This window comes from Candidatus Symbiopectobacterium sp. 'North America' (assembly GCF_015762685.1).
GTDB lineage: Bacteria > Pseudomonadota > Gammaproteobacteria > Enterobacterales > Enterobacteriaceae > Symbiopectobacterium.
Genome location: NZ_PEHF01000020.1, coordinates 55411 through 80072 on the forward strand (window position 1 = coordinate 55411; position 24662 = coordinate 80072).

A 24662-nucleotide genomic window follows, 5' to 3' on the forward strand; every position below is an offset into this window, starting at 1 on the left:
GAATTAAGGTTCCAGTGTTGGTTGAGGCGCCTCGTCAGGGATTCTGACATGAGTCTGAATAATACGTCGGCTGTCCGCCATGGCAACTTTGAACAGGTAACCGTTGATGTCGATGGTTTCACCGCGCGCAGGCAGATGGCCGAAGGCTTGCATCACCAACCCGCCGATGGTGTCCACTTCTTCATCGCTGAACTGGGTGCCAAACACCTCGTTGAAATCTTCAATCAGTGTTAACGCGCGCACGGTATAGGTGTGTCGGTTCAGTTGACGGATATCGCGATCTTCTTCGTCGTCGTACTCATCTTCAATTTCGCCAACGATCAGCTCAAGAATATCTTCAATGGTGACCAGCCCAGAAACACCGCCAAACTCATCGATGACGATAGCCATGTGATAACGCAGCGAACGGAACTCGTGCAGCATGCGGTCCACGCGTTTGCTTTCCGGCACCACGACTGCAGGACGTAGCACCTGTTCCATGCTGAACGGCTCGGCATCGCTGCGCATAAACGGCAGCAGATCCTTGGCCATCAGGATGCCTTCAATGTGGTCCTTGTCTTCACTGATCACCGGAAAACACGAGTGCGCTGATTCGATAATCACATCCAGACACTCTTCCAGCGTTTGGTTGTGCTTCAGTGTGATCATCTGCGAACGGGGTATCATGATATCCCGTACGCGCTGCTCCCCGATATCTATTACCCCCTCGAGCATATCGCGGGTGTCTGGATCGATCAGATCGTTTTGTTCGGAATCACGGATAAAGGCGAGGAGGTCACTGCGATCCTTGGGTTCACCATGAAAAAGCTGGTTAAGGATTAGTGAGAAGAATCCTTTCTTGGGACTGGGGCTATCGCTGTTTTGAGAATGGTCGTCGCTCATGGCGTTCTATTTACTGTCTCTATGGTTAGTTAATCATCATCAACCACGCAAAAGGGGCATGCGCTGTAAGACCATCAGGCGCGCGGGCGGGTTGACATAAAGGTGCATGGTGATTACCGCGCGTGGCGTTATGTTTAACCATAACGCCGTTAAGCTATGATGACGAAGACGGCATCATAGCTTAACGGCGCCATCAAAAGCAATATCAAGGTCTACGGTAATCTACTGCATTTTTCATAATAACAGAATATACCCGTCATACTTCAAGTTGCCGCCGCGTGGGCTTACTCTTTCTCGGACAGATAAGGGTCAGCATAGCCCATTTGCTGCATAATCTCGGTTTCCAACGCTTCCATCTCTTCTGCTTCGTCGTCCTCGATGTGATCATAACCCAGCAGATGCAGACAACCGTGTATCACCATATGTGCCCAGTGGGCGTCTGCGGTTATTTGCTGTTCAATGGCTTCCTGTTCCACCACCTGGCGGCAAATAATCAGATCGCCCAATAACGGCAGCTCGACTTCCGGCGGCGCTTCAAACGGAAAGGAGAGTACGTTGGTCGGTTTGTCTTTGCTGCGATAGGTGTGATTCAGTTTGTGACTTTCCGCTTCATCAACGATACGGATGGTCACTTCCGCTTCTGGCTGAAACTGCGGCAGTACCGCCTCCAGCCAACGCTGAAAATCCTGTTCGCTCGGCAGCCCCGCTGTATTGTCGCTGGCGATTTGTAAATCGAGAATAACCTGACTCATTGTGACTCCTGCTTATCACCTGCCTCTGATACCGCGGGTGCACTGGCTGCTTGTGCTTCGCGTTTACGCTCTTCTGCCTGCGCGGCACGACGTTTCTGGTCGGCTTCTTCCCAGGCTTCATAGGCGTTGACGATGCGCGCGACCACCGGATGGCGTACCACACTTCACTGTGAAAGAAGTTAAAGCTGATCTCTTCCACATCGGCCAATACGTCGATGGCGTGGCGTAGCCCCGATTTGATATTGCGTGGCAGGTCAATCTGGGTGATGTCGCCGGTGATGACGGCCTTGGAGTTGAAGCCAATACGGGTCAGAAACATCTTCATCTGTTCGATCGTGGTGTTCTGACTCTCATCAAGGATGATGTAGGCGTCGTTCAGCGTGCGACCGCGCATATAGGCCAACGGCGCTACTTCAATCAAGTTGCGCTCAATCAGTTTTTCCACGCGCTCAAACCCCAGCATTTCGAATAACGCATCGTAGAGCGGGCACAGATAAGGATCGACCTTTTGGCTCAAATCACCGGGCAGAAAGCCGAGTTTTTCACCCGCTTCAACGGCCGGGCGCGTTAACAAAATGCGGCGGATATCCTGACGCTCGAGCGCATCCACCGCCGCCGCGACTGCCAGATAGGTTTTCCCCGTTCCCGCAGGGCCTACGCCGAAGGTGATATCATGGTCGAGGATGTTGGCGATATACTGCTCCTGATTCGGCGTGCGTGGCTTGATGATGCCGCGTTTGGTGCGGATGTTGATCGCCTTGCCAAAATCCGGAACGCTCTCAGCGCTTTGTTCCAGCACGCCCGATTCTTTGATCGCCAGATGAATCTGCTCGGGATCAATATCCCCTTCCACACCACGCACAGGCGCGGTATCAACATAAAGACGTTGCAGAATATCTGCCGCTGCCTCAATGCACAGGCCTTTTCCGACCAGTTTGAATTTATTGTCTCGACGGTTGATTTCGATTCCGAGACGGAGCTCCAACTGTTTGATATTACTATCAAAGGGGCCGCGCAGATTGATCAGGCGTTTATTATCAGTAGGTTCGAGGGCAATCTCTTTTATCGTTACGTTCAAATTATTCCTCTTGGTATATCAACGCTCATCATCATGAGTGATGAGAACAATAAGGTGCGAGATGATGATTGAATTATTTATCGTGAATAGGGAAAGGTGCAAGTGGCAATATGTTCATACCCGTCATACTTCAAGTTGTAGATGCGTTGGCTGCGCTCGTTATTCGGTCCATCCCTAGACCTCACCTCTAACGAGGCCGCCGCAAGCGGCGTTCAAATCTGCTCCCGGCAGATTTGTCACCCAAATCACTTACCTGAGTAAGCTCATCGGGATTCATTCGCTTGCCGCATTACGAGACTCATAAATGAGCCTCGTCCTAAAGGGCCAGCGCAAGCGCTGTTCAAAACGTAAACGTTTTGTCCTGCAACTCGAATTATTTAGGGTATATGATAGCGGGCAAGGGCACGTGCGAGTGCATCGCCTGTGAGGCTTATCCATCAAGGCAGGTAGAGGCCAACGCCGATATCGTTCTCTTTGCGGGTACGTGCAATAACGGAAGCCGGAGATTCGTTGATGCGCAGGCCCATCTGGTCTTCGGTTTTGACAACCACTCCGCGCAGTGAATTCGGACGAACGTCGACAATTTCAACGTCAACGAACTTACCGATCATATCCGGGGTACCTTCGAAGTTAACCACACGGTTATTTTCTGTGCGGCCTGACAGTTCCATCACGCTTTTGCGCGATGTACCTTCCACGAGAATGCGTTGGATACTGCCTAACATACGGCGGCTGAACTGCATCGCTTGCTGGCTGATACGTTCTTGCAGAATATACAGGCGCTGCTTTTTCTCTTTTTCGCTGACATCATCAACCATGTCTGCGGCGGGTGTCCCTGGACGCGCAGAGTAGATAAAGCTAAAGCTCATATCAAAATTGACTTCACCAATCAGTTTCATGGTTTGTTCGAAATCTTCCTGGGTTTCACCGGGGAAGCCGATAATAAAGTCGGAACTGATATGAATATCTGGTCGTGCGCTGCGCAGTTTACGAATGATTGCTTTGTATTCCAGCGCGGTATGGCGGCGCTTCATCATGGTCAGAATACGATCGGAGCCGCTCTGCACTGGCAGATGAAGGAAGCTCACCAGTTCAGGCGTATCTTCGTAGACGCTGATGATATCGTCAGTAAACTCAATCGGGTGACTGGTGATAAAGCGGAGACGGTCGATACCGTCTATTGCGGCTACCAGGCGCAGCAAATCGGCAAACGAGCAGATACTGCCATCAAAATTTTCACCACGATAGGCGTTGACGTTTTGACCCAACAGGTTAATTTCGCGTACCCCTTGTGTGGCCAACTGCGCAATTTCGTATAAGACGTCGTCACAGGGGCGGCTGACTTCTTCACCGCGCGTATAGGGCACCACGCAAAATGAGCAGTATTTGTTGCACCCTTCCATGATGGAAACAAACGCTGTTGGCCCTTCGGCGCGAGGTTCCGGCAGCCGGTCAAATTTTTCGACTTCCGGGAAGCTGATATCCACCACCGGGCTATGTGTGCCCTGAACGTGGTTAATCATTTCTGGCAGGCGGTGCAGCGTTTGCGGGCCAAAAATCAGATCGACATAGCTGGCGCGTTCACGAATATGCTCACCTTCCTGAGAAGCAACACAACCGCCCACACCAATAATCAGATCGGAATTGTTCTCTTTCAGCGCTCTCCAGCGGCCAAGTTGATGGAAAACTTTTTCCTGTGCCTTTTCACGGATAGAACAGGTATTCAGCAGCAGAACGTCAGCCTCTTCGGCCACCTCGGTCAGCTCATAACCGTGTGTACTTTCCAGCAGGTAAGCCATCTTGGATGAATCGTATTCATTCATCTGACAGCCCCAGGTTTTAATGTGTAGTTTCTTTGTCATCGACTTGTCATTACTCAGTGCGGGTGAAAAAGCGTATTACCAAATCATAGATGCCCGGAAATACGGACGGGGCAGGTATTGTAATCTTTTGCTGCGGTTGTGACCAGAGCGCGAAATTTGTTGAGCGTTTTTTCGCAGAGTCAACGCGGTTGTCGAAAATGCAGTACACTGTGCCTATCAGTCACACAGTTTGAGTCGGTTTAGGCACGATGAACGGAATAAATCAATGGTATGATGCCATCGTGGTCGGTGGCGGGATGGTCGGTGCTGCAGTCGCGCTCGGGCTCGCGCGCAACGGTTTTCAGGTCGCGGTGTTGGAGCAGGCTGCTCCCGCCGCCTTTATGGACGACAGTGCGCCGGATATTCGGGTTTCAGCGCTGGGATATGCGTCTGTTTCACTGCTAAAGTCGTTGGGTGCATGGTCGGGCGTTGAGCAGATGCGCTGTGCGCCTTATCGCCGGCTGGAAACCTGGGAATGGGATGATGCGCGCGTTGCGTTTAGCGCCGCCGATCTGCACCTGCCCGAATTGGGGTTTATGGTGGAAAACCGGGTATTGCAACTGGCATTGTGGCAATGCCTGGCTGAGCAGCAGCGGTGTGATATTCGTTGCCCCGCGCAGATACGTAGCATGGTTCGCACGCCTGCGATCTGGCAGATCGCGCTGGAGAGCGGAGAGACATTGAGTGCGCCTTTGGTTCTCGGCGCGGATGGGGCTAACTCGCGTGTGCGCCAGTGGGCCGGTATTGGCATCAATGGATGGCAGTATCGGCAATCGTGTATGTTGATTGCCGTGGATACCCAGCAACCTCAACAGGATTGTACCTGGCAGCTGTTTACACCTCAGGGGCCGCGCGCATTTTTGCCGCTGTTTGGATCATGGGGCGCGTTGGCGTGGTATGACAGCCCGCGCCGTATTCGTCAGCTTCAATCACTGCCGTTGCCACAGTTGGATAACGCGATTGCAGAAACTTTCCCCGCGCGTTTGGGGCCCGTGAAGTCTGTTGCCGCTGGGGCGTTCCCGCTGGTGCGTCGGCATGCACAACTCTATGTGGCTGAAGGCGTCGCCTTGGTGGGGGATGCCGCCCATACCATTAATCCACTCGGCGGGCAGGGCGTGAATCTCGGCTATCGTGACGTGGACGCGTTGATTGATGTTGTCACTGGCGCCCGGGATGCAGGGGAGTGCTGGTACAGTGAAGCCGTTTTGCTGCGTTATCAGCGTCCGCGTAAGGCTGATAATCTGTTAATGCAAAATGGCATGGACCTGTTTTATAACGCGTTCAGTAATCGTTTACCGCCATTGACCTTTGCCCGAAACATGGCATTGCTGGCTGCTGAGCGCGCAGGACATCTTAAAACGCTGGCGCTGAAATATGCCATCGGTGTGTAACCTGTTGGTGTTAGTGTGGTGACGGTTGTCGATTTCTAAGGCGCTCAGGCGCAATTTTTTAAGGTAGCGGTTGTTTATGACGTATCTGTTTCTTTTTCTCGCCATTGTGGCGGAAGTGATCGCCACCTCGGCGCTCAAACTTTCGGACGGTTTTAGTCGTTTAATGCCCAGCATCATTACTGTGATCTTTTATGGCGTGTCGTTCTATTGCCTCTCTCTGACCATGCGCACGCTGCCGACTGGCATCATTTATGCCATCTGGTCTGGGGTTGGGATTGTGCTGATTGCCACGGTGAGCTGGCTATTTTACGGCCAGAAGCTCGATTTGCCTGCGATACTGGGGATGTTGCTGATTATCCTGGGCGTGATTGTGATTAACCTGTTTTCCAAGTCGGTGGCGCATTGATATCGCTTCTGCCCTGTTGGGTTGAGTTTTTTTCACCAAACGATATAGTGTGGATGTTAGTTGATGAGAGTCAGCGCTGCTGAGGCAGTATTTTTACTGTTTAGCTAGATGCTACATTCCGTCAGTTTATGAAAAAGCCCAACCTCACCCGTTGGGCTTTTTCATTTATCGTTCGTTGATGGTTTCTGCTAATTGCCTGTCTATAATTCAGCCGGTTAGTTGAGTGTGTTTCGGCTGGTAAAGACGTTACGTAAGAGATTGTATGGATAAGTCCTGGCTGGATACGGGTGATGCCGATTTAGTGCCTCAGCCGGAGCGTGACTCTTATCAACTAACACTGAAGGAACCCTCGGACAGGCAGCGTAAAGGTAACGATCAGGGGAATCGTGCTCCCAACCGGAGCAAACGTATGAGAGCGATTGTAGAATCGGCCATCATCGTTCTAAAGGCGTTATTAGCGTTATTAGCGCTGATCCGCATTTTCCTGACATAATGCCGGAGACGTAACTAAGGCCACCGGGTTACCGCCCGGTGGCCTTTAATCGTTTATTGAATAACGGATAAAAGCAAACAGGGCGACGTCTTTCGACTGTCGCCCTGTTTCTCGCTATGTTACCAGCGTTTTTTTGGCTGGGGTACGAGGATTCGAACCTCGGAATGGTGGAATCAGAATCCACTGCCTTACCGCTTGGCGATACCCCAAAAATGTGGTGGCTACGACGGGAATCGAACCTGTGACCCCAGCATTATTAGTGCTGTGCTCTAACCAGCTGAGCTACGTAGCCAAATAGTACATCTTGGTTTTTTGCTTTTCAATAAAAACTTTTAACTTCAATTACATGGCTGGGGTACCTGGATTCGAACCAGGGAATGCCGGTATCAAAAACCGGTGCCTTACCGCTTGGCGATACCCCAATACCCTAACATGCCTTGTTGCTTAACAACCGTGAAGGAATGGTGCGGGAGGCGAGACTTGAACTCGCACACCTTGCGGCGCCAGAACCTAAATCTGGTGCGTCTACCAATTTCGCCACTCCCGCAAGAAAAGATGGTGGCTACGACGGGAATCGAACCTGTGACCCCAGCATTATGAGTGCTGTGCTCTAACCAGCTGAGCTACGTAGCCATCTTTTCCGCGTCACCTTCATCGGCGTTGCGGGGCGCATTATGCGTAGTTGGCCGAATTGCGTCAACACATTTTTTCCCTAAAAACGCCTGTGACGGTTCGTTTGTTTGGGTTGTGAACAGACAGTATGATGAGAAAAGCGACAATAAAACAGGTTTTCCTGCGACAAAAGGAAAAAAACGGGCCCATAAAGGGCCCGTTTTTATTCGAGACAATCACCATAAGGCAATGTTCTATAACGGCTACGCTCAGTACGCTGATTGGTGAACTCCAACCGCACGACCTGAGGGATCGCCCATCTTTTTGAAGGACTCGTCCCATTCGATCGCTTTTGCCGAAGAACAGGCAACAGAAGGGCCTCCAGGCACGCATTCTGCGGCGCTTGGTACCGGGAACAGCTCTTCGAAGATTTCACGGTACAGGTAGCCTTCTTTGGAGGTCGGCGTGTTGTACGGGAAACGGAAGTGGGCGGTTTCCAGTTGCTGGTCAGAAACCTGTTTTGCCGCCACCTCTTTCAACGTGTCGATCCAGCTATACCCCACGCCATCAGAGAACTGCTCTTTCTGACGCCAGGCGACGCTGTGTGGCAGGTAAGATTCAAAACATTCACGCAGAATGTGTTTCTCCATTTTCCCGTTGACGCACATTTTGTCCTGAGGGTTGATGCGCATTGCCACATCCAGGAATTTTTTATCCAGGAACGGCACATGCGCTTCCACGCCCCAGGCAGACATGGCCTTGTTGGCACGCGCGCAATCGTATTGGTGCAGCGCGAGCAGTTTACGTACCGTTTCTTCGTGCAGCTCTTTGGCGTTAGGCGCTTTGTGGAAGTATAGGTAACCACCGAACACTTCATCAGAGCCTTCACCGGACAGCACCATTTTGATGCCCATCGCTTTGATTTTACGTGACATCAGATACATCGGGGTAGACGCACGAATGGTGGTTACGTCATAGGTTTCGATGTGATAAATCACATCGCGAATGGCATCCAGCCCTTCTTGCACGGTGAAATGAATTTCGTGGTGCACGGTGCCCAAATGATCGGCCACTTCTTGCGCGGCCTTCAGATCCGGTGCACCTTCCAGGCCAACGGCGAAAGAGTGCAGTTGCGGCCACCAGGCTTCGCTGCGCTCGTCGTCTTCCACACGGCGTGCGGCAAATTTCTTGGTGATCGCGGAAATGACGGAAGAGTCCAGACCGCCAGAAAGCAGTACGCCGTAAGGCACATCGGACATCAGGTGGCTTTTCACCGATTCTTCCAATGCTTCACGCAGCGCTTCTTTGTCGGTTACGTTGTCTTTGACGGCATCGTAGTCGAACCAGTCACGGCGGTAGTATTCGCGAATTTCGCTGTCTTTGCTCCACAGGTAGCTGCCTGCCGGGAATTCCTTGGTGGTGCGGCATACTGGCACCAGCGCTTTCATTTCCGAGGCAACGTACAGGTTGCCGTGTTCGTCGTAACCCATATACAGCGGGATAATGCCCAAATGGTCACGACCAATCAGGTAAGCGTCTTTTTCACTGTCATACAGGGCAAAAGCGAACATGCCGCGCAGGTCATCTAAGAATTCCGGCCCTTTTTCCTGGTACAGTGCCAGAATGACTTCGCAGTCAGAACCGGTCTGGAAGGCATAACGGTCGCCGTACTGCTGGCGTAATGCTTGATGGTTATAGATTTCACCGTTGACAGCCAGAATATGGGTGTGTGCCTGGTTGTAGAGCGGTTGTGCGCCTGTGTTGACGTCAACGATGGAGAGACGTTCGTGGGCCAAAATCGCTTTTTCATTGGCATAAATACCAGACCAGTCCGGGCCGCGGTGGCGCATCAGTCGAGACAACTCCAGCGCTTTTTTACGCAATTCAACCGGATCGGTTTTGATATCCAACACACCAAAAATAGAACACATAAAGAACTCCCTCTTGCTCACCTGTCTGAAGTGAAATAACACGGTTAGGGCGTCAGCAACCTTGAGTGGGACAATGCCACAACGGTTCGCGTTGCCTTCTGCTGTACCAATGATAATGATTTAGCATCAAAATGCCACTTGAATTCAATATCATTTAATGAAAAAAGCCTTTGGCATGTATTTTATTCAATGTGAAAGGCTTGTTTATGAAAAAATGATAATCAGTGTCGCTATTGAGGGCGAATTTTTGCAGATTTCATAATCCCGCAAACGTCCACCATCAAGAGGGCTCCAGTAAATGCTGCAACAGCACACCGTTAAGCATGGCGCGCTTTACCAGCGCGAAAGCCCCAATGGGGGAGAGGTGGTTCAATGTGGAGACTTCAATCGGCAGGTGCTGACGAAATTCTTTCAGCACCTGGGTGTTGACGCAGCGTTGAATAGCAGGCAGCAGAATTTTCTCGGCATCGGTGATCTCGCCCGCAATCACGACCTTTTGCGGGTTGAACAGGTTGATGGCGATGGCAAGCGCTTTGCCTAAATATTTACCTGCATGCTCGAGCACATCTTGCGCCAGCATATCACCCCGGTTAGCGGCTTTGCAGATGGCGGTGATGGTGCACTCTTCGCGTGTCAGTTTGCTGCTGAACCCTTGCGACAGAAGGTGAGCGACACGTTGCTCTATCGCACCGTTGGATACCACCGTTTCCAGACAGCCAAAGTTGCCGCAGTGGCAGCGTTCGCCAAGGGGGTCGATTTGAATATGCCCGATTTCGCCCACGTTGCCGTTGCTACCGAGGAATATTTGCCCGTTGACCAAAATGCCCGCACCGGTGCCACGGTGAACGCGGACCAGGATTGAGTCTGGGTAGTCGTGAGTTGCACCAAAATAGTGTTCAGCCAGCGCCAGGCTGCGAATATCATGGCCGACAAAGCACGTGACCTTGAAGCGCTGTTGTAGCAACTGTACCAGCGGCCAGTTATCGACGCTGATATGCGACATGTAATGCACAATTCCCGCCGAGGGATCGACCAAGCCGGGGAGCACGACCGAGATAGCGATCAGTTCCCGAATACGGAGTTGATTGATGGCGATAAAGTCGCTGATCGCGTCAAACAGCGAGGCTTCCAGTGTATCCTGTGTACTTTCTGTCAACGGGTAGTGGGCATCGCTGAGCGATTTACCCTGAAGATCGTAGAGTGCAATCGTGGCACCATGGCGGCCCAGACGCACGGCGATCGCGTGAAAAGGCCGCGTTTCACAAATGATGGAAATGGCACGTCGTCCGCCGGTAGAGGCCTGTTGGTCAACTTCTTTTATCAACCCGCGTTCCAACAACTGACGCGTGATTTTCGTGACGCTGGCAGGGGCCAACTGACTGAATTCGGCTATCTGAATGCGGGAAATGGGGCCCTGTTGATCAATCAGACGATAGACAACGGCACTATTTAACTGCTTGACCAGATCAACATTCCCTATTTGTGCTTGTCCGCCTGTCGTCATTCTTGAACGCTCGCTTATCTTTTCGGCCTCGTTTTATATCCCCCCTACCTTAGATAGCCTAAGCGTTTGCTACACGTGTTATCGCGTATAGACGCTATTGCCATTCACGAAGGTATGAAGGACGTGGTACCCATCATCAAATACTGTCAGGTTGGCGATTTTTCCACTTTCGATACTGCCTAACCGATCGTCCAGATGCATGGCGCGCGCTGGGTAAAGGGTTGCCATGCGCAGCGCTTCATCTAGCGCAATACCGACATGTTTCACGCTGTTCTTGACGGCATCGATCATGGTCAGTGCTGAACCGCTCAGCGTGCCGTTATCATCCACGCACAACCCATCACGGTAGTATATGGTTTTACCGGCAAAAGTGAACCTATCGATATCAGCACCTGCCGGGGCCGTGGCATCGGTGACCAGCACGAGTTTCTCGCCTTTGATCCGTTTGCTGTTGCGGATATTGGCCCAATCAACGTGCATGCCGTCGGCAATGATGCCGCAGTAGATCTCTGGGGCGTCATAAATAGCGCCCACCAAGCCCGGTTCGCGTCCTCTAATATACGGCATGGCATTAAACAGGTGTGCGGCAAAGCGAATACCGGCAGCAAATCCGCGCTTCGCTTCCTGCCAGGTGGCATTGGAATGCCCGGCCGAAACCACGATCCCCGCCTGGCTAAGCTGTCGAATCATAGCGGGTGGCACCTTTTCCGGTGCCAGCGTGATTTGACCAATCACATCCGCATTGGCACAAAGATAGTCAATCAGTTGTTGCTCTGGCGCACGGATTAGGCAGGCATCGTGCGTCCCTTTTTTTATTACATTCAGCCACGGTCCTTCAATGTGCAGGCCGAGTGCCTGATTGGCGTGTAACGCGAGATAAGCGCGCAGGGTTTCAACCGCGTGCTTGATGAAGGCGTCACTGGAGGTGATAAGCGTAGGGAGAAAGCTGGTGCAGCCAGAGAGTTGGTTGGCCTGCTGCATGGTTTCCAGCGTGGCAATGGAAATGGCATCAAGGCTGTCATTAAACTGGACGCCACCGCAGCCGTTAAGCTGTAAATCGATAAAGCCGGGGGCCACCGAAGCACCATTCAAATCGTGGCGCGGCAGGGTGTCGGGAAGATCGGATTCGGGACACACGCTTTCGATCGTGTCATCGTTAATAATGATAGCATGGTCATCCAGTATTTGGTGCCCGGTATAGATACGACAATTGGTTAACGCATACATCTTGAACTCCCAGCTTACAGATTAAAGACCGATAATGCTTTCAGCTTCCAACTCGTGGAAGTATTTCACGGTTTTTACTTTCAACTCCATGGTAGAGGGCTCATCGCAAACAATGATTGCCTTGGCATGCAGTTGCAGACAACTTATGGTCCACATGTGATTTACATTGCCCTCTACGGCTGTCTGTAACGCTTGTGCCTTGTTACGGCCAGACACCAAAATCATTACTTCCTCAGCATCTAACAGGGTGCCGACTCCGACGGTAAGCGCATATTTGGGAACCTGAGACACATCACCCTCGAAGAAACGGGAATTAGCGGTGCGGGTCTCTTCGGTCAACGTCTTGATCCGCGTTCGGGAGGCTAAGGATGAGGCTGGTTCATTAAACGCAATATGCCCGTCATTACCTACCCCCCCCATAAACAGGTGAATCTTGCCATAGGAGGCCATTTTATCTTCATAGCGTTGGCATTCGGCCACCACATCTGGAGCGTTACCGTTCAACAGGTTAATATTTTCCTGCGGAATATCAACGTGATTGAAGAAATTCTCATACATGAACGTGTGATAACCTTGCGGATGTGCGGCCGGCAGACCGACATATTCATCCATATTAAATGTCACCACGTGCTTAAAACTGGCCAGCCCCGCGTTGTGCATCACGATAAGCGCTTTATAGGCTTCTAGCGGTGAGCTGCCTGTTGGCAGGCCTAACACAAATGGGTGCTCAGCGCTGGGATTAAACGCATTGATGCGCTGCACAATGTGTCGCGCCGCCCATTTGCCTACCTGCTCTGATGTGGTTACGGGAATAAGTCTCATACATAAATCTCCGGATAAGCGTTCCAAAACCAGTGAACCGATTTGCTACTGTCTGGATGATAAAGATAGGTTATTAGTTAGTCTAGTCTGTTTTTTTATCTTGAAATAAGATCGGGCGATCGATAGGTATAATGATTTAATATGCGGGTGTTTTGCGCGTTATTTCACAAAATGTTAGGGTTTAATTTGCGTGGCGAATTATTTTTTTACACCTCAAGCACAAGCCGCCTGGTATGGGATGGCTGCTGTGAATGAGTTTAACGGGCAGTTTGGTATCCTCTGGCGGAAGAGAGAGGATAATGTGAGTGTTCTTAGCTATTTGCAAAGGGTAGGCCGAGCGCTGATGGTGCCAGTGGCGACGTTGCCAGCCGCAACGATTCTCATGGGGATAGGGTACTGGATCGATCCCAATGGTTGGGGGAGTGAGAGTGCGCTGGCAGCGTTGCTGATCAAATCCGGTGCCGCAATCATTGAAAACATGGGCGTGCTGTTTGCGGTAGGCATCGCTTATGGTATGTCCAAGGATAAAGATGGGGCGGCAGTGTTAACCGGGTTCGTCGGTTTTCTGGTGCTGACCACGTTGTGTTCTCCCGCAGCGGTTTCGATGATCCAGCATATCCCGCTGGCGGAAGTGCCTGCGGCATTCAGCAAAATCCAAAACCAGTTTATTGGTATTCTGGTCGGTATTATTTCAGCTGAACTCTACAACCGTTACAGCCATGTCAAATTGCCCGAAGCATTCTCGTTTTTTAGCGGGCGTCGGCTGGTAGCGATCTTGACCTCGTTTTTGATGATCGTTGTTGCCTTTATTTTTATGTATGTATGGCCAGTGATTTTTAGTGCATTGGTCACGCTGGGCGAGCATATCCAGCAGTTGGGTTCGGTGGGCGTGTACGCGTTCTTCAACCGCCTGCTTATTCCTGTTGGGTTGCACCACGCGTTGAACTCGGTATTTTGGTTTGATGTAGCGGGTATTAACGATATCCAAACTTCCTCGGCGGGCAGCAGTCCATTGATGCGGGTAAAGCGGTTGTTGGTATCACGGGGCGCTATCAGGCGGGTTCTTCCCCATCATGATGTTTGGTTTACCCGGTGCGGCATTAGCGATTTATCACTGCTCGCTTCCGGAAAACAAAAGCAAAGTGGCTGGGATTATGATGGCCGCCGCGTTTGCCGCTTTCTTTACCGGGATCACCGAGCCGCTTGAGTTTTCGTTTATGTTCGTAGCGCCCGTGCTGTATGTGTTGTATGCCGTGTTGACCGGGATCTCGGTGTTTATTGCCGCAAGTATGCATTGGATTGCGGGCTTCGGTTTTAGCGCTGGGTTGGTCGATATGGCGCTCTCCTCGCGTAACTCGTTGGCAACCCAGTGGTATATGCTGATTCCGCAATGGCTGGTGTTCTTTGTTATTTACTATGCGACGTTCCGTTTTACCATCAAACGTTTCAACTTGCTGACGCCGGGGTGCGAACAGTCGGTTGACGGCAGCGAGGCGGATGGTTTTACGTTAAATCAAAGCGTTGTCGAAAAGAAGGTGAATGATACGACGTCTCTGGCTCAGGGATATTTGGTGGCGCTGGGCGGTAAAGCCAATCTGGTCGGGATCGATGCGTGTATCACACGTCTGCGGCTGAATGTGGTGGATTCTGCGCAAGTGGATGAGGCTCTGGCAAAACGCTTGGGAGCGGCGGGGGTTATCCGTTTGAATAAACAGAATGTACAAATTGTCGTGGGGACGCAGGCAGAAGCGATCGCTTCTGCCTTAAAGCAAATCCAAAACGAGCAGTAATCACTGTATTGTTAGTGTTAAATGGTGCGGCGTGGGGAATTCCTCACGCCGTATTTTTTTCGCCGTTGGTACTAAAGGACGCCTACTTTCGGTTACCTCATGCGTAATCGTCAGCAGTTTTTCTTCTTTCTGTGTATTTCATAAGATTTAGTGCAAGTAACAGTTGTGTCCTGCCGTAGCTTGTTGTATCATTGCAGGTTATGTGTCGTTTTGCATCGAGGAATCAAGCATGAGTGAGGCAGAAGTCCGCCCAACCAATTTTATCCGCCAGATCATTGATGAAGATCTGGCGTCTGGAAAACACAGCCTGGTACAAACCCGTTTTCCGCCGGAACCCAATGGTTACTTGCATATCGGTCATGCCAAGTCCATTTGCCTCAATTTCGGGGTGGCGAAAGATTACAACGGTCAGTGTAATCTGCGTTTTGATGATACCGACCCGGTGAAAGAGGATATCGAGTACGTCGAGTCCATCAAGCAGGATGTGCAATGGTTGGGGTTCTCCTGGAGCGGAGAGATTCGCTATTCTTCTGATTATTTTGACCAGTTGCATCTGTATGCGGTCGAACTGATCGGCAAAGGGCTTGCCTATGTGGATGAACTCTCTCCCGAGCAGATCCGCGAATACCGTGGCACGCTGACTTCCCCCGGTAAAAACAGTCCTTACCGCGATCGCAGCGTTCAGGAAAACCTGAACCTGTTTGAAAAAATGCGTAATGGTGGATTTGCTGAGAGTACTGCGTGTCTGCGCGCCAAGATAGACATGGCATCACTGTTCATAGTGATGCGCGATCCAGTGCTGTACCGTATTAAATTCGCCGAACATCACCAGACCGGGAAAAAGTGGTGCATCTATCCTATGTACGATTTCACGCATTGTATTTCCGATGCGTTGGAAGGGATTACGCACTCACTGTGTACGCTGGAGTTTCAGGATAACCGTCGCCTGTACGATTGGGTGTTGGACAACATCACCATTCTTTGCCATCCGCGCCAGTATGAATTCTCACGCTTGAACCTGGAATATGCGGTGATGTCCAAACGCAAACTGAATCAGTTGGTGACGGAGAAAGTGGTTGAAGGGTGGGACGATCCCCGGATGCCAACCATCTCCGGCCTGCGTCGCCGTGGCTACACTGCCGCTTCCGTGCGCGAATTTTGTCGTCGTATCGGTGTGACCAAACAGGACAATAATGTCGAAATGGCGGCGTTGGAATCCTGTATTCGTGACGATCTTAATGAGCATGCGCCGCGCGCCATGGCAGTGTTGGATCCGGTAAAAGTGATTATCGAGAATCTGCCAGAAGGCCACGAAGAGTGGGTTTCCATGCCGAATCATCCGAATAACCCGGAAATGGGGACGCGGCAGGTGCCATTCAGCCGCGAGATTTATATCGATCGTGCCGATTTCCGTGAAGAAGCTAACAAACAGTACAAGCGTCTGGTGCTGGGTAAAGAAGTGCGCTTGCGCAATGCGTATGTCATCAAGGCGGAACGCGTTGAGAAAGATGAGCAGGGCGTTATCACCGCAGTGTATTGCACCTATGATGCTGAAACCTTGAGTAAAGATCCGGCTGACGGGCGTAAAGTAAAGGGTGTTATCCATTGGGTCTCTGCCGCACATGCGCTGCCGGCTGAATTCCGCCTTTACGATCGCCTGTTCAGCGTGCCAAACCTAGGTGCTGCGGATGACTTCCTTGCAACGATTAACCCCGATTCGCTAAAAGTGGTTCAGGGCTTTGTTGAACCGAGTTTGGTAAAGGCTGAAGTGGAAAAAGCCTATCAGTTTGAACGCGAAGGGTACTTTTGTGCCGATCGCCGTTATTCAAGCGAAACATATCTGGTGTTTAATCGTACGGTAGGTCTGCGTGATACGTGGGTTGGTTAAAACGGGTGTTTGATTGATACCATAAAAAAACCGCCTGCGGGCGGTTTTTTTATGGTATCAATCAAAAAAAGCCTGGCTTATTTCGGATCGTGGAGCGTTTCTTCTTCACGGCAGTCGCCCGTACTGCAATGGCCATACAAGTACAAACTGTGGTTAGTCAGTTTAATACCGTGTCTGTCTGCGATTTCGCGCTGACGGGCTTCGATAGATTCATCACGGAATTCAATAACGCGTCCGCAATCCAAGCAAATAAGATGGTCATGGTGGTGTTGTTGTGTCAGTTCGAACACTGACTTACCACCTTCAAAATTATGACGGGTGACAATACCGGCATCATCAAACTGGTTAAACACGCGATAAACGGTCGCGAGACCGATCTCTTCGCCCATATCTATCAGTTTTTTATACAAATCTTCCGCGCTGACGTGATGACACTCCGGATCCTGCAACACTTCCAGAATCTTCAGTCTTGGCAGAGTGACTTTCAAGCCGGCCTTCTTTAATGCGGTGTTATTGTCAATCATGCGGGTTTAGTCCTGTTACTTGCTCGTCGATGGGGGCAATTAAGCCTATGACATCGGTTGGCTCAAAAATTGTAATGGCGTCTCAATTATAGAACCGCGCATTAAAAATGAAAACCATGGGATGTTAACAATACCGTCTCCATAAAGAAAGTGTGCATTCGCGCGCAATCTCTTGTTGTAAAATGGAGAAAATTGATAAAAGTACAAAACCGATGGGTACTATTGTACAGGCTTAGACCGGGAAGTTAAAAAAATGTTTCTATTAATTTAATCGATTTTATCTATTAATAAAGCCCTGACATTGCTATCAGGGCTTCTGTGTAAAACAGGGGCGATTAACCTACCAGCGCTTTCAGGTTGAGCTCTTCGCTGATTTGTTTGACCCAGGCACTCACGCGTTCACTGGTCAGTTCAGGTTGACGATCTTCATCAATGGCCAGACCGATGAAGTGGTTATCGTCTGCCAGCCCTTTAGACGCTTCGAAATAGTAACCTTTGGTTGACCAGTTGCCGACAATCGTTGCCCCGCGCGGTTCAATAATGTCGCGCAGCGTTCCCATCGCGTCACAAAAGTATTCTGCGTAATCTTCTTGGTCGCCACAGCCAAATAAGGCAACGATTTTTCCATTAAAATCAATTTCTTCCAATGTTGGAAAAAAATCGTCCCAATCACACTGGGCCTCACCATAGTACCAGGTCGGAATACCAAGCAGCAGGATATCAAACGCTTCGATATCTTCTTTGCTGCTCTTGGCGATGTCATGAACCTCTGCAACATCACTGCCCAGTTGCTGTTGGATTGTCTTGGCAATGTTTTCGGTATTGCCGGTGTCACTGCCAAAGAAAATTCCTATGAGTGCCATGGATAAAATAACCTCTTTATTCTTAATGGTATGGTGCGGTTTATCACCTACATATCAAGTAATAATATCAGACGCTGGGGGTGGGAGAAACTTGTATCTTTTCCCTGGCGCAAAGCGGAAATAACCGCTATTAAATAAGGGTATTTATCCAGCAGTTCATTTTCATCATTTCGCCAGTTTTTTAATTACTTTAGCGGCGGCATTGTTAGCACTTATCTCCATATCTTTTTGAAAAGTATAATTAATTACTAATTTTTAGTGACGGTGTGCTGTAGATCACGGAGAGAAACTACTAAATATTCTTTTAATATTGACGATGAAAGTAGCAGGTTCGCCGTGTGCTTGGAGGCGTAAAGCATCGCGCGTTTTCCCCTTTTGGGGATTGTTTCAAACCTGATGATTTTTTTAAAAATAATAACCCTACCGCTCGTTATTTTATATCTGGAGCTTGCTTATGCAATTTTTGAGAAACATCACCATCAGAACGGCAATGTTATGGGTCTTAGGGGTTTTCTGTGTACTTTGGGGTGGTGTTTCCGTCTACACCATTTTTTCCTTCAAAGAGATGACCACTACTTCACAGACCAGTAACTTACTGGTTCATAACATGAATTTAGTCAATCAGGGCAACGATCAATATTTTCGCATTGTAACCCGTTTGGCGCGGGCAGTGGATTGGCGTCGTAGTGGTGAAAACACACTGGTGGATAAAGAACAGGCGTCAGCATTGACGGCATTCAATAATCTGAAATCCGATCTGGCCACCTTTAGTAGCATCGATTACGCGTGGTTGGATACCGCGCTGGCTGAAGCGGTGGTGCGCGATTGGGGCAACCTGATTACCCAGGGCGTTGATCCGATGTTTCAAAAGGCGCAGGCCAATGCCTTGGATGAATATCAACGCTATGCCAAGGAAACGGTGCCAGCGCTCAGTCGTCAATTCGGAGCCTCAGTCAAAGCTTTTAACAAGGCAGGCTCTGATAAATTAGCCGCAGCGGGCGCACGCTTTCAGCAAATTACCGCCATTGGCCAAAATATTTTGCTGACGGGAGTGGTCGCCGGGTTGCTGCTGCTGTTTTTCACCGATCGCTATCTCGTGGCCTGTTTGGTTAAACCACTCGATACGTTGCGCGAACACTTCAGTGCTATCGCCTCCGGACAACTCGGCAAACCGATTCATGATTTTGGTCGTAACTGCGTGGGGCGTTTGTTACCTCTATTACGGGATATGCAAACCAGTCTGGCGACGACAGTCAGTACGATTCGCTCCAGCACGGATGCCATCTATCTTGGCGCCTCCGAGATCGCTTCCGGTAATAACGACCTCTCATCGCGTACTGAACATCAGGCTTCTGCACTGGAAGAGACAGCGGCCAGCATGGAGCAGTTGACGGCAACCGTTAAGCAGAATGCAGAAAACGCCAATCACGCGAGCCAGTTGGCATTACAAGCGTCTAATACGGCGCGAAAAGGGGGTGAGATCGTCGATAACGTGGTGAAAACCATGGCGGAGATTTCGGGAAGCTCAAAACGTATAGCCGAGATCACCACGGTGATCAATGGTATTGCGTTCCAGACTAACATTCTGGCGCTTAACGCCGCTGTTGAAGCAGCGCGAGCCGGTGAGCAAGGGCGTGGTTTTACAGTGGTTGCCGGTGAAGTGCGCAGGCGGCAAAAGAAATAGAGGGATTGATCGCCGAATCCGCACACTGTGTGGGCACTGGCTCTCAGCTGGTTGAAGATGCGGGTGTTACCATGAGTGACATTGTGCGTGCCGTGACCAATGTGACGGACATCATGGGGGAAATTGCCTCGGCTTCCGGTGAGCAAAGCAAGGGGATTGCACAGGTTGGACAAGCTGTGGCGGAAATGGACAGTGTGACGCAGCAGAATGCGGCACTGGTGGAGCAGGCGTCTGCGACAGCACTGTCGTTGGAAGAGCAGGCTGCAGTGCTGAACCGGACTGTGGCGGTGTTCCAACTGTCTGAATCTGTCGTGCCCGTGGCCGCCCCTGCTGCTGCGGCGCCAGTTGCCGCCTTGGCGCGTGCTGGCAGTGGCACAGCAACAAAAAAAGCGTTGCCACCGGGAAACGATAACTGGGAACAATTTTAACCGATCGGTCTACCCATCAATGTCGTTACCAGGGAGGGGAAACAGGGCGTCATGGATGACGCCGGAAATCAAGGTATCAGGATGAAAGGTCTTTGCCCGCCAGTTGCGCTAGCAACATGCGTTCAATGAGTTCACTACGGCTGATGTTCTGCATTTCAGCCAGGCTATTGAGTGCTTCCACGGCTTCCTCATTAATTTTCAATTCGATGCGACGCAAGCCCCGCACCTTGTCACGACGCAATTGATTGCGCTTGTTAATGCGAAGCTGTTCGTCGCGTGAAAGCGGGTTGGTTTTGGGACGACCAGGCCGACGTTCATCCGCGAACAGATCCAAAGTGGTACGGTCCGTTTGTTCTTTTGCCATAGGTAGTGCTGCTGCAAGGAAGTCTGACCAAAATGCACGTCTCGGTTAAGCGTGACATTTTGATGATGTGGTTACTGTGCATAAGGCTGATTCAGCCGTCCCTCTACTGCGGGCGCCATCATACACCAGCGAGGCTGGCGGCGAAAATGGGTAACTGCCGCCGATCGCTACGGATTATGCGGGTGGCTCTTCAAGGAAACGGTGAATAGCGCGTAGAACTGCATCGGGTTTTTCTGCATAAACCCAGTGGCCGCAGCCTGCTATCACATGTGCTTTGGCATTGGGAAACTGCTGCAAAAGCGTTTCCCGATAGCGGTCGTCCAGATAAGGGGATGCCGCACTGCGAATGAAAAGGATAGGTTTGCGCCATACGGGTACGGTTTCTCAGCCGACGATGTGCTCATACTGCTCCCACAGTATCGGGACGTTAAAGCGCCACTCTTCCTGCTGAAAGGATTTCAGTAGAAATTGCACCACGCCTTCTTCCTTAAGGTGATGACGCATGATGGCAGCGGCTTCGGTGCGCGTGGTGACACCTGCCGCTGTAACCGCACGCAGTGCTGCAAAAACGTCATCGTGGCGACGCAGTTGGTAATCCACTGGCGCAATATCGATGGCGACGATCTTCTCAATACGGTCAGGGATCTGTGCACTTAACGCCATGGCGGTTTTTCCTCCCATGGAATGCCCGATGATAATGGCGTTATCGATGGTTAATGCATCCAGTAATGCTTTCACATCGCCTGCCATGGCCGAGTAGTTCATTTCCGGCGCACGCGGAGATAATCCGTGGTTGCGTAAGTCGACCTGAATGACATCGTGCTGCTTTTGCAGGTCTCGCGCCAGAATGCCCAGGTTATCCAGATTACCAAACAGAAAGTGAATCAATACGATAGGCAGTGCATGCGTGGGTTGTTGCGCATTTTGCAAGCAATAATTCAATTTCATGGTGAAGTTCATTCAGAGACACAGGCGCTTAGGGTATCATGACTGCTGCCGATGATGTTGCCCTGTGGAAAATGAAGACTATGCTTTTTGCAGGTTACAGGTAATGGGGCGAGGGAGCAGATGGGGGATCGTCTGACTTTCGATATTGTTTGTGTAATGCCGCTGTTCGGTGGTATTGATTAGCCTATATACTTCTTGCCGATTAATTAGAGTAAAAACAGTACTGGATAAAGATGAAAACTATTGAGGTCGACGAAGAGCTGTATCGTTATATTGCCAGCCACACGCAGCACATTGGTGAAAGCGCCTCGGATATTCTGCGTCGCATGTTGAATTTCCGGGCAGGACAGGTTGTCGCCGCTTCTGAAACGGCCACAACGAAAGCGCAGGCACCAGCGAGCGTAGCCACAAAACCGCGTGATGGTGTAAGGGCGGTGCGTGAACTGTTGTTGTCCGATGAATACGCCGCACAAAGTAAAGCCATCAATCGCTTTATGCTGGTGCTCTCCACCTTATATTGCCTCGAACCGAGCGCTTTTTCTGCGGCAACCGAGCAGCTTCATGGCCGCACGCGCGTTTATTTTGCCGGCGACGAACACACACTGCTTCAGCATGGCGTCCATACCAAACCCAAGCATATTCAGGGCACGCCTTACTGGGTCATCACCAATACCAATACGGATCGCAAACGCAGCATGGTTGAACAAATCATGCAATCGATGCAGTTCCCCACGGAGCTTGTCGAAAAAGTGTGCGGTACTATTTAGCAAATAGCGTCTTAACGAATAGCGTCAGGGAGAACGCCGATGGCTAATCACCCCAGAGCCGGACAACCTACCCGGCAAAGTGATTTGATTAATGTAGCGCAATTAACGTCACAATATTATGTACTACGCCCTGATGTGGATAACGCCGCACATGCAGTGAAGTTCGGGACATCTGGTCACCGCGGCAGCGCAGCGCGCCACAGTTTTAATGAGGCGCACATTCTGGCTATCGCTCAGGCGATTGCTGAAGAACGCAAAAAGCAAGGGATCACCGGCCCCTGTTTTGTGGGTAAAGACCCCCACGCGCTGTCGGAACCGGCTTTTATCTCAGTGCTGGAAGTGTTGACAGCGAACGGCGTTGAAGTGGTGGTGCAGCAGGACAATGGCTTTACGCCGACGCCTGCTATATCCAATGCCATTCTGGTGCATAATCGCAAAGGTAATGCGCAGGCCGATGGGATTGTGATTACTCCGTCTCACAATCCACCGGAAGATGGCGGTATCAAATATAATCCGCCCAATGGCGGGCCTGCTGATACCAATGTCACCAGCGTTATCGAAAAACGTGCCAACGCCCTTCTAGCCGATGGGTTAAAAGCAGTAAAACGCCTGACGCTGGATAAAGCCTGGCAGAGTGGTCATGTGCATGAGCAAGATCTGGTGCAACCTTATGTCGAGGGATTGCGTGAGGTCGTGGATATCCCCGCTATTCAGAAGGCAGGGCTGACACTGGGTGTCGATCCGTTGGGCGGTTCAGGCATTGCCTACTGGCAGCGCATCGCAGAGCACTACCAATTGAATTTACGCTTGGTCAACGATGCGGTCGATCAGACGTTCCGCTTTATGACCTTGGATCATGACGGCGTTATCCGCATGGACTGCTCCTCAGAGTCAGCGATGGCGGGATTACTGGCGCTGCGTGATAAATTTGATCTGGCCTTTGCCAACGATCCTGATTATGACCGCCACGGCATTGTGACGCCCGCTGGTCTGATGAACCCGAATCATTATCTGGCGGTTATTATCGACTACCTGTTCCGTCATCGTCCGCAGTGGGGGCAATCTGTTGCTGTCGGCAAGACGTTGGTTTCCAGCGCCATGATTGACCGTGTAGTGGCAGATCTTGGACGTAAACTGGTAGAAGTGCCGGTCGGGTTTAAATGGTTTGTTGATGGTTTATTCGATGGCAGCTTTGGTTTTGGCGGCGAAGAGAGTGCGGGCGCATCTTTCCTGCGCTTCGATGGCACGCCATGGTCAACGGATAAAGATGGCATCATCATGTGTCTGCTGGCGGCTGAGATCACTGCGGTAACCGGTAAAAATCCGCAGCAACACTATGATGCGCTGGCGGCCCGTTTTGGTGCGCCGAGTTACAACCGTATTCAAGCCTCTGCGACTCACGCGCAAAAAGCGGCACTGTCGCGGTTATCACCTGAACAGGTTGCCGCCAGTACGTTGGCCGGCGATCCGATCACGGCACGTTTGACAGCCGCACCGGGTAACGGTGCCTCTATTGGCGGATTGAAAGTGATGACGGATAACGGCTGGTTTGCGGCGCGTCCGTCGGGCACGGAAGAAGCCTACAAGATTTACTGCGAAAGTTTCCTGGGCGCGGAGCATCGTGCGCGCATTGAGAAAGAAGCGGTAGATATTGTTAGCGCCGTGCTGGCAAATGCGAAATAAGCGTTCCTTTAGAGGGCGCTGACAAACAGCACTACACTCACCGTCATTCCCGGCTTTTGCCGAGGATGACAGGGGGAAAAGTGACTTTGCCATCAGACTGAGGACGCACTGTGCGTCCTTTGTCTTTTCTGCTTGAAATAGCAGGAAAGGTTCTCGGCGGCAATACTGTGTAACCACTCGTGGAGATCTGCATGGTTTTTCAGCATCAGCTTCTGCATCGCGTGATTACGGTACGCGCTGATGGCTTTAATGGATATTCCAGATATCTCACTGATTTTACTGTTATTTAGTCCCTGTTTGTAGCCCCATAATACCTCCCGTTCGCGTGGACTGAGGCACTGCATGATATTATATCTCTGTACGTGGGATGGAATCCCAGACGATGAAGGGCTGGCAATGAAGGTATTTAACAACGCGGACAGCGTTTCTGGTGGATCGCCTAGCGCTAGCTGTCCGTCTTCATAACCACAGCAGAGCGTGTTCTTCTGTTTTACCAGCAAGAAAAGTAAGGTAGCACGCCGTTTGCGGCGAAATTGGCGCCACCAGCGCGGTGCGTGCTGAGTCGCTGTGGTGAAAATAATATCCGCTTGTTCAAGTTGCTCAGTGGTATGTTGAATATTGGCCTCAAGTTTTTGGGTATGGAACCATTGATGGATGAGGTGTCCAAGGCCGACAGTAAAATAGCGATCAAAATGAAGGAGCACAACAGTTTTTTCCATCGTCTAGTACCTATTTAACCGGTTGTTCCCGAAAAAATGTCTGC

The 24662-nt window shown here is 50.8% G+C and carries 17 protein-coding genes, 5 tRNA genes and 4 pseudogenes; 8 read left to right on the forward strand and 18 right to left on the reverse strand.

All coding sequences use genetic code 11. From position 1 onward, the window contains the following. Nucleotides 1–3: 3 nt before the first annotated feature. The 4 genes and pseudogenes from corC to miaB all read right to left on the reverse strand — a co-directional run bounded on the left by corC (nucleotide 4) and on the right by miaB (nucleotide 4574). Nucleotides 4–882: a CNNM family magnesium/cobalt transport protein CorC gene (gene corC, locus CS369_RS04520; protein WP_196906169.1), complete on the reverse strand. Its 879-nt coding sequence runs from the start codon at nucleotides 880–882 to the stop codon at nucleotides 4–6. Nucleotides 883–1166: 284 nt separating this feature from the next. Beyond that, nucleotides 1167–1634 carry an rRNA maturation RNase YbeY gene (ybeY, locus tag CS369_RS04525; protein WP_196906170.1) on the reverse strand — a complete coding sequence of 156 codons (468 nt, stop codon included), beginning with the start codon at nucleotides 1632–1634 and terminating at the stop codon, nucleotides 1167–1169. After that, nucleotides 1631–2712: pseudogene (locus CS369_RS04530) on the reverse strand (PhoH family protein). The gene ybeY and the pseudogene CS369_RS04530 overlap by 4 nt, the downstream one beginning before the upstream one ends. 437 nt (nucleotides 2713–3149) lie before the next feature. Beyond that, nucleotides 3150–4574: a tRNA (N6-isopentenyl adenosine(37)-C2)-methylthiotransferase MiaB gene (gene miaB, locus CS369_RS04535; protein ID WP_196906171.1), complete on the reverse strand. Its 1425-nt coding sequence runs from the start codon at nucleotides 4572–4574 to the stop codon at nucleotides 3150–3152. Nucleotides 4575–4783: 209 nt separating this feature from the next. On the opposite strand from miaB, the gene ubiF reads away from it, so the two are divergent. The 3 genes from ubiF to CS369_RS04550 all read left to right on the forward strand — a co-directional run bounded on the left by ubiF (nucleotide 4784) and on the right by CS369_RS04550 (nucleotide 6864). Next, entirely contained in the window at nucleotides 4784–5965 is a 1182-nt protein-coding gene (ubiF, locus tag CS369_RS04540; RefSeq protein WP_196906172.1) for a 3-demethoxyubiquinol 3-hydroxylase, read from the forward strand. A gap of 76 nt (nucleotides 5966–6041) precedes the next feature. Continuing rightward, a complete protein-coding gene (locus CS369_RS04545; protein ID WP_196906173.1) occupies nucleotides 6042–6371 on the forward strand; it encodes an SMR family transporter in 330 nt (109 codons plus the stop codon). A 262-nt stretch (nucleotides 6372–6633) separates the two neighbouring features. Next, complete coding sequence (locus CS369_RS04550; RefSeq protein WP_196906174.1) at nucleotides 6634–6864, forward strand: hypothetical protein; 231 nt, start codon at nucleotides 6634–6636, stop codon at nucleotides 6862–6864. Between the two features lie 134 nt (nucleotides 6865–6998). On the opposite strand, the gene CS369_RS04555 is transcribed toward CS369_RS04550, so the two are convergent. The 9 genes from CS369_RS04555 to nagB all read right to left on the reverse strand — a co-directional run bounded on the left by CS369_RS04555 (nucleotide 6999) and on the right by nagB (nucleotide 12960). Beyond that, nucleotides 6999–7073: transfer RNA gene (locus CS369_RS04555), tRNA-Gln, on the reverse strand. A gap of 6 nt (nucleotides 7074–7079) precedes the next feature. Beyond that, nucleotides 7080–7156 (reverse strand) — tRNA-Ile (locus tag CS369_RS04560). Between the two features lie 55 nt (nucleotides 7157–7211). Next, a tRNA-Gln gene (locus CS369_RS04565) sits at nucleotides 7212–7286 on the reverse strand. A gap of 40 nt (nucleotides 7287–7326) precedes the next feature. Beyond that, a tRNA-Leu gene (locus tag CS369_RS04570) sits at nucleotides 7327–7411 on the reverse strand. Nucleotides 7412–7420: 9 nt separating this feature from the next. After that, nucleotides 7421–7497, reverse strand: a tRNA-Met gene (locus CS369_RS04575). Nucleotides 7498–7745: 248 nt separating this feature from the next. Then, a complete protein-coding gene (gene asnB, locus CS369_RS04580; protein ID WP_196906175.1) occupies nucleotides 7746–9407 on the reverse strand; it encodes an asparagine synthase B in 1662 nt (553 codons plus the stop codon). A 280-nt stretch (nucleotides 9408–9687) separates the two neighbouring features. Then, on the reverse strand, nucleotides 9688–10911 hold the full coding sequence (locus CS369_RS04585; RefSeq protein ID WP_196906176.1) for an ROK family protein: 1224 nt from the start codon (nucleotides 10909–10911) through the stop codon (nucleotides 9688–9690). Between the two features lie 78 nt (nucleotides 10912–10989). After that, a complete protein-coding gene (nagA, locus tag CS369_RS04590; RefSeq protein WP_196906177.1) occupies nucleotides 10990–12138 on the reverse strand; it encodes an N-acetylglucosamine-6-phosphate deacetylase in 1149 nt (382 codons plus the stop codon). 21 nt (nucleotides 12139–12159) lie between these two features. Continuing rightward, on the reverse strand, nucleotides 12160–12960 hold the full coding sequence (gene nagB / locus CS369_RS04595) for a glucosamine-6-phosphate deaminase (RefSeq protein WP_196906178.1): 801 nt from the start codon (nucleotides 12958–12960) through the stop codon (nucleotides 12160–12162). Nucleotides 12961–13303: 343 nt separating this feature from the next. Here nagB and nagE point away from each other — a divergent pair. Both nagE and glnS read left to right on the forward strand, forming a co-directional pair. After that, nucleotides 13304–14735 (forward strand): annotated as a pseudogene (nagE, locus tag CS369_RS24435) (N-acetylglucosamine-specific PTS transporter subunit IIBC); the annotation flags it as partial. A 244-nt stretch (nucleotides 14736–14979) separates the two neighbouring features. Beyond that, nucleotides 14980–16638 carry a glutamine--tRNA ligase gene (gene glnS / locus CS369_RS04605; RefSeq protein WP_196906179.1) on the forward strand — a complete coding sequence of 553 codons (1659 nt, stop codon included), beginning with the start codon at nucleotides 14980–14982 and terminating at the stop codon, nucleotides 16636–16638. 77 nt (nucleotides 16639–16715) lie between these two features. Here the strand turns inward: glnS and fur are convergent, their stop codons facing one another. Both fur and fldA read right to left on the reverse strand, forming a co-directional pair. After that, nucleotides 16716–17162: a ferric iron uptake transcriptional regulator gene (gene fur, locus CS369_RS04610; RefSeq protein WP_196906180.1), complete on the reverse strand. Its 447-nt coding sequence runs from the start codon at nucleotides 17160–17162 to the stop codon at nucleotides 16716–16718. Nucleotides 17163–17497: 335 nt separating this feature from the next. Next, the gene (gene fldA, locus CS369_RS04615) at nucleotides 17498–18025 is read right to left on the reverse strand and encodes a flavodoxin FldA (RefSeq protein ID WP_196906181.1); all 528 of its coding nucleotides are present in this window, start codon (nucleotides 18023–18025) and stop codon (nucleotides 17498–17500) included. Between the two features lie 454 nt (nucleotides 18026–18479). On the opposite strand from fldA, the pseudogene CS369_RS04620 reads away from it, so the two are divergent. Continuing rightward, nucleotides 18480–20137: pseudogene (locus CS369_RS04620) on the forward strand (methyl-accepting chemotaxis protein). Between the two features lie 76 nt (nucleotides 20138–20213). On the opposite strand, the gene ybfE reads toward CS369_RS04620, so the two are convergent. Further along, nucleotides 20214–20501 carry a LexA regulated protein gene (gene ybfE / locus CS369_RS04625; RefSeq protein ID WP_196906182.1) on the reverse strand — a complete coding sequence of 96 codons (288 nt, stop codon included), beginning with the start codon at nucleotides 20499–20501 and terminating at the stop codon, nucleotides 20214–20216. 174 nt (nucleotides 20502–20675) lie between these two features. Further along, nucleotides 20676–21449, reverse strand: a pseudogene (gene ybfF, locus CS369_RS04630) (esterase). A gap of 233 nt (nucleotides 21450–21682) precedes the next feature. Between ybfF and seqA the strand changes: the two are divergent. Both seqA and pgm read left to right on the forward strand, forming a co-directional pair. Then, nucleotides 21683–22216, forward strand: a complete 534-nt coding sequence (seqA, locus tag CS369_RS04635) for a replication initiation negative regulator SeqA (RefSeq protein WP_196906183.1) — start codon at nucleotides 21683–21685, stop codon at nucleotides 22214–22216. Nucleotides 22217–22255: 39 nt separating this feature from the next. After that, a complete protein-coding gene (gene pgm, locus CS369_RS04640) occupies nucleotides 22256–23899 on the forward strand; it encodes a phosphoglucomutase (alpha-D-glucose-1,6-bisphosphate-dependent) (RefSeq protein WP_196906184.1) in 1644 nt (547 codons plus the stop codon). 92 nt (nucleotides 23900–23991) lie between these two features. On the opposite strand, the gene CS369_RS04645 is transcribed toward pgm, so the two are convergent. Further along, the gene (locus CS369_RS04645) at nucleotides 23992–24618 is read right to left on the reverse strand and encodes a LuxR C-terminal-related transcriptional regulator (RefSeq protein WP_196906185.1); all 627 of its coding nucleotides are present in this window, start codon (nucleotides 24616–24618) and stop codon (nucleotides 23992–23994) included. Between the last annotated feature and the right edge of the window lie 44 nt (nucleotides 24619–24662).

What these genes read in the sequence shown, in the direction of transcription:
- glnS (WP_196906179.1), top strand. Translation starts at nt 14,980, where the DNA reads ATGAGTGAGGCAGAAGTCCGCCCAACCAATTTTATCCGCCAGATCATT.
- CS369_RS04545 (WP_196906173.1), top strand. Translation starts at nt 6,042, where the DNA reads ATGACGTATCTGTTTCTTTTTCTCGCCATTGTGGCGGAAGTGATCGCC.
- seqA (WP_196906183.1), top strand. Translation starts at nt 21,683, where the DNA reads ATGAAAACTATTGAGGTCGACGAAGAGCTGTATCGTTATATTGCCAGC.
- fur (WP_196906180.1), bottom strand. Translation starts at nt 17,162, where the DNA reads ATGATTGACAATAACACCGCATTAAAGAAGGCCGGCTTGAAAGTCACT.
- CS369_RS04645 (WP_196906185.1), bottom strand. Translation starts at nt 24,618, where the DNA reads ATGGAAAAAACTGTTGTGCTCCTTCATTTTGATCGCTATTTTACTGTC.
- ubiF (WP_196906172.1), top strand. Translation starts at nt 4,784, where the DNA reads ATGAACGGAATAAATCAATGGTATGATGCCATCGTGGTCGGTGGCGGG.
- nagB (WP_196906178.1), bottom strand. Translation starts at nt 12,960, where the DNA reads ATGAGACTTATTCCCGTAACCACATCAGAGCAGGTAGGCAAATGGGCG.
- fldA (WP_196906181.1), bottom strand. Translation starts at nt 18,025, where the DNA reads ATGGCACTCATAGGAATTTTCTTTGGCAGTGACACCGGCAATACCGAA.
- pgm (WP_196906184.1), top strand. Translation starts at nt 22,256, where the DNA reads ATGGCTAATCACCCCAGAGCCGGACAACCTACCCGGCAAAGTGATTTG.
- corC (WP_196906169.1), bottom strand. Translation starts at nt 882, where the DNA reads ATGAGCGACGACCATTCTCAAAACAGCGATAGCCCCAGTCCCAAGAAA.
- miaB (WP_196906171.1), bottom strand. Translation starts at nt 4,574, where the DNA reads ATGACAAAGAAACTACACATTAAAACCTGGGGCTGTCAGATGAATGAA.
- ybeY (WP_196906170.1), bottom strand. Translation starts at nt 1,634, where the DNA reads ATGAGTCAGGTTATTCTCGATTTACAAATCGCCAGCGACAATACAGCG.
- CS369_RS04585 (WP_196906176.1), bottom strand. Translation starts at nt 10,911, where the DNA reads ATGACGACAGGCGGACAAGCACAAATAGGGAATGTTGATCTGGTCAAG.
- nagA (WP_196906177.1), bottom strand. Translation starts at nt 12,138, where the DNA reads ATGTATGCGTTAACCAATTGTCGTATCTATACCGGGCACCAAATACTG.
- CS369_RS04550 (WP_196906174.1), top strand. Translation starts at nt 6,634, where the DNA reads ATGGATAAGTCCTGGCTGGATACGGGTGATGCCGATTTAGTGCCTCAG.
- ybfE (WP_196906182.1), bottom strand. Translation starts at nt 20,501, where the DNA reads ATGGCAAAAGAACAAACGGACCGTACCACTTTGGATCTGTTCGCGGAT.
- asnB (WP_196906175.1), bottom strand. Translation starts at nt 9,407, where the DNA reads ATGTGTTCTATTTTTGGTGTGTTGGATATCAAAACCGATCCGGTTGAA.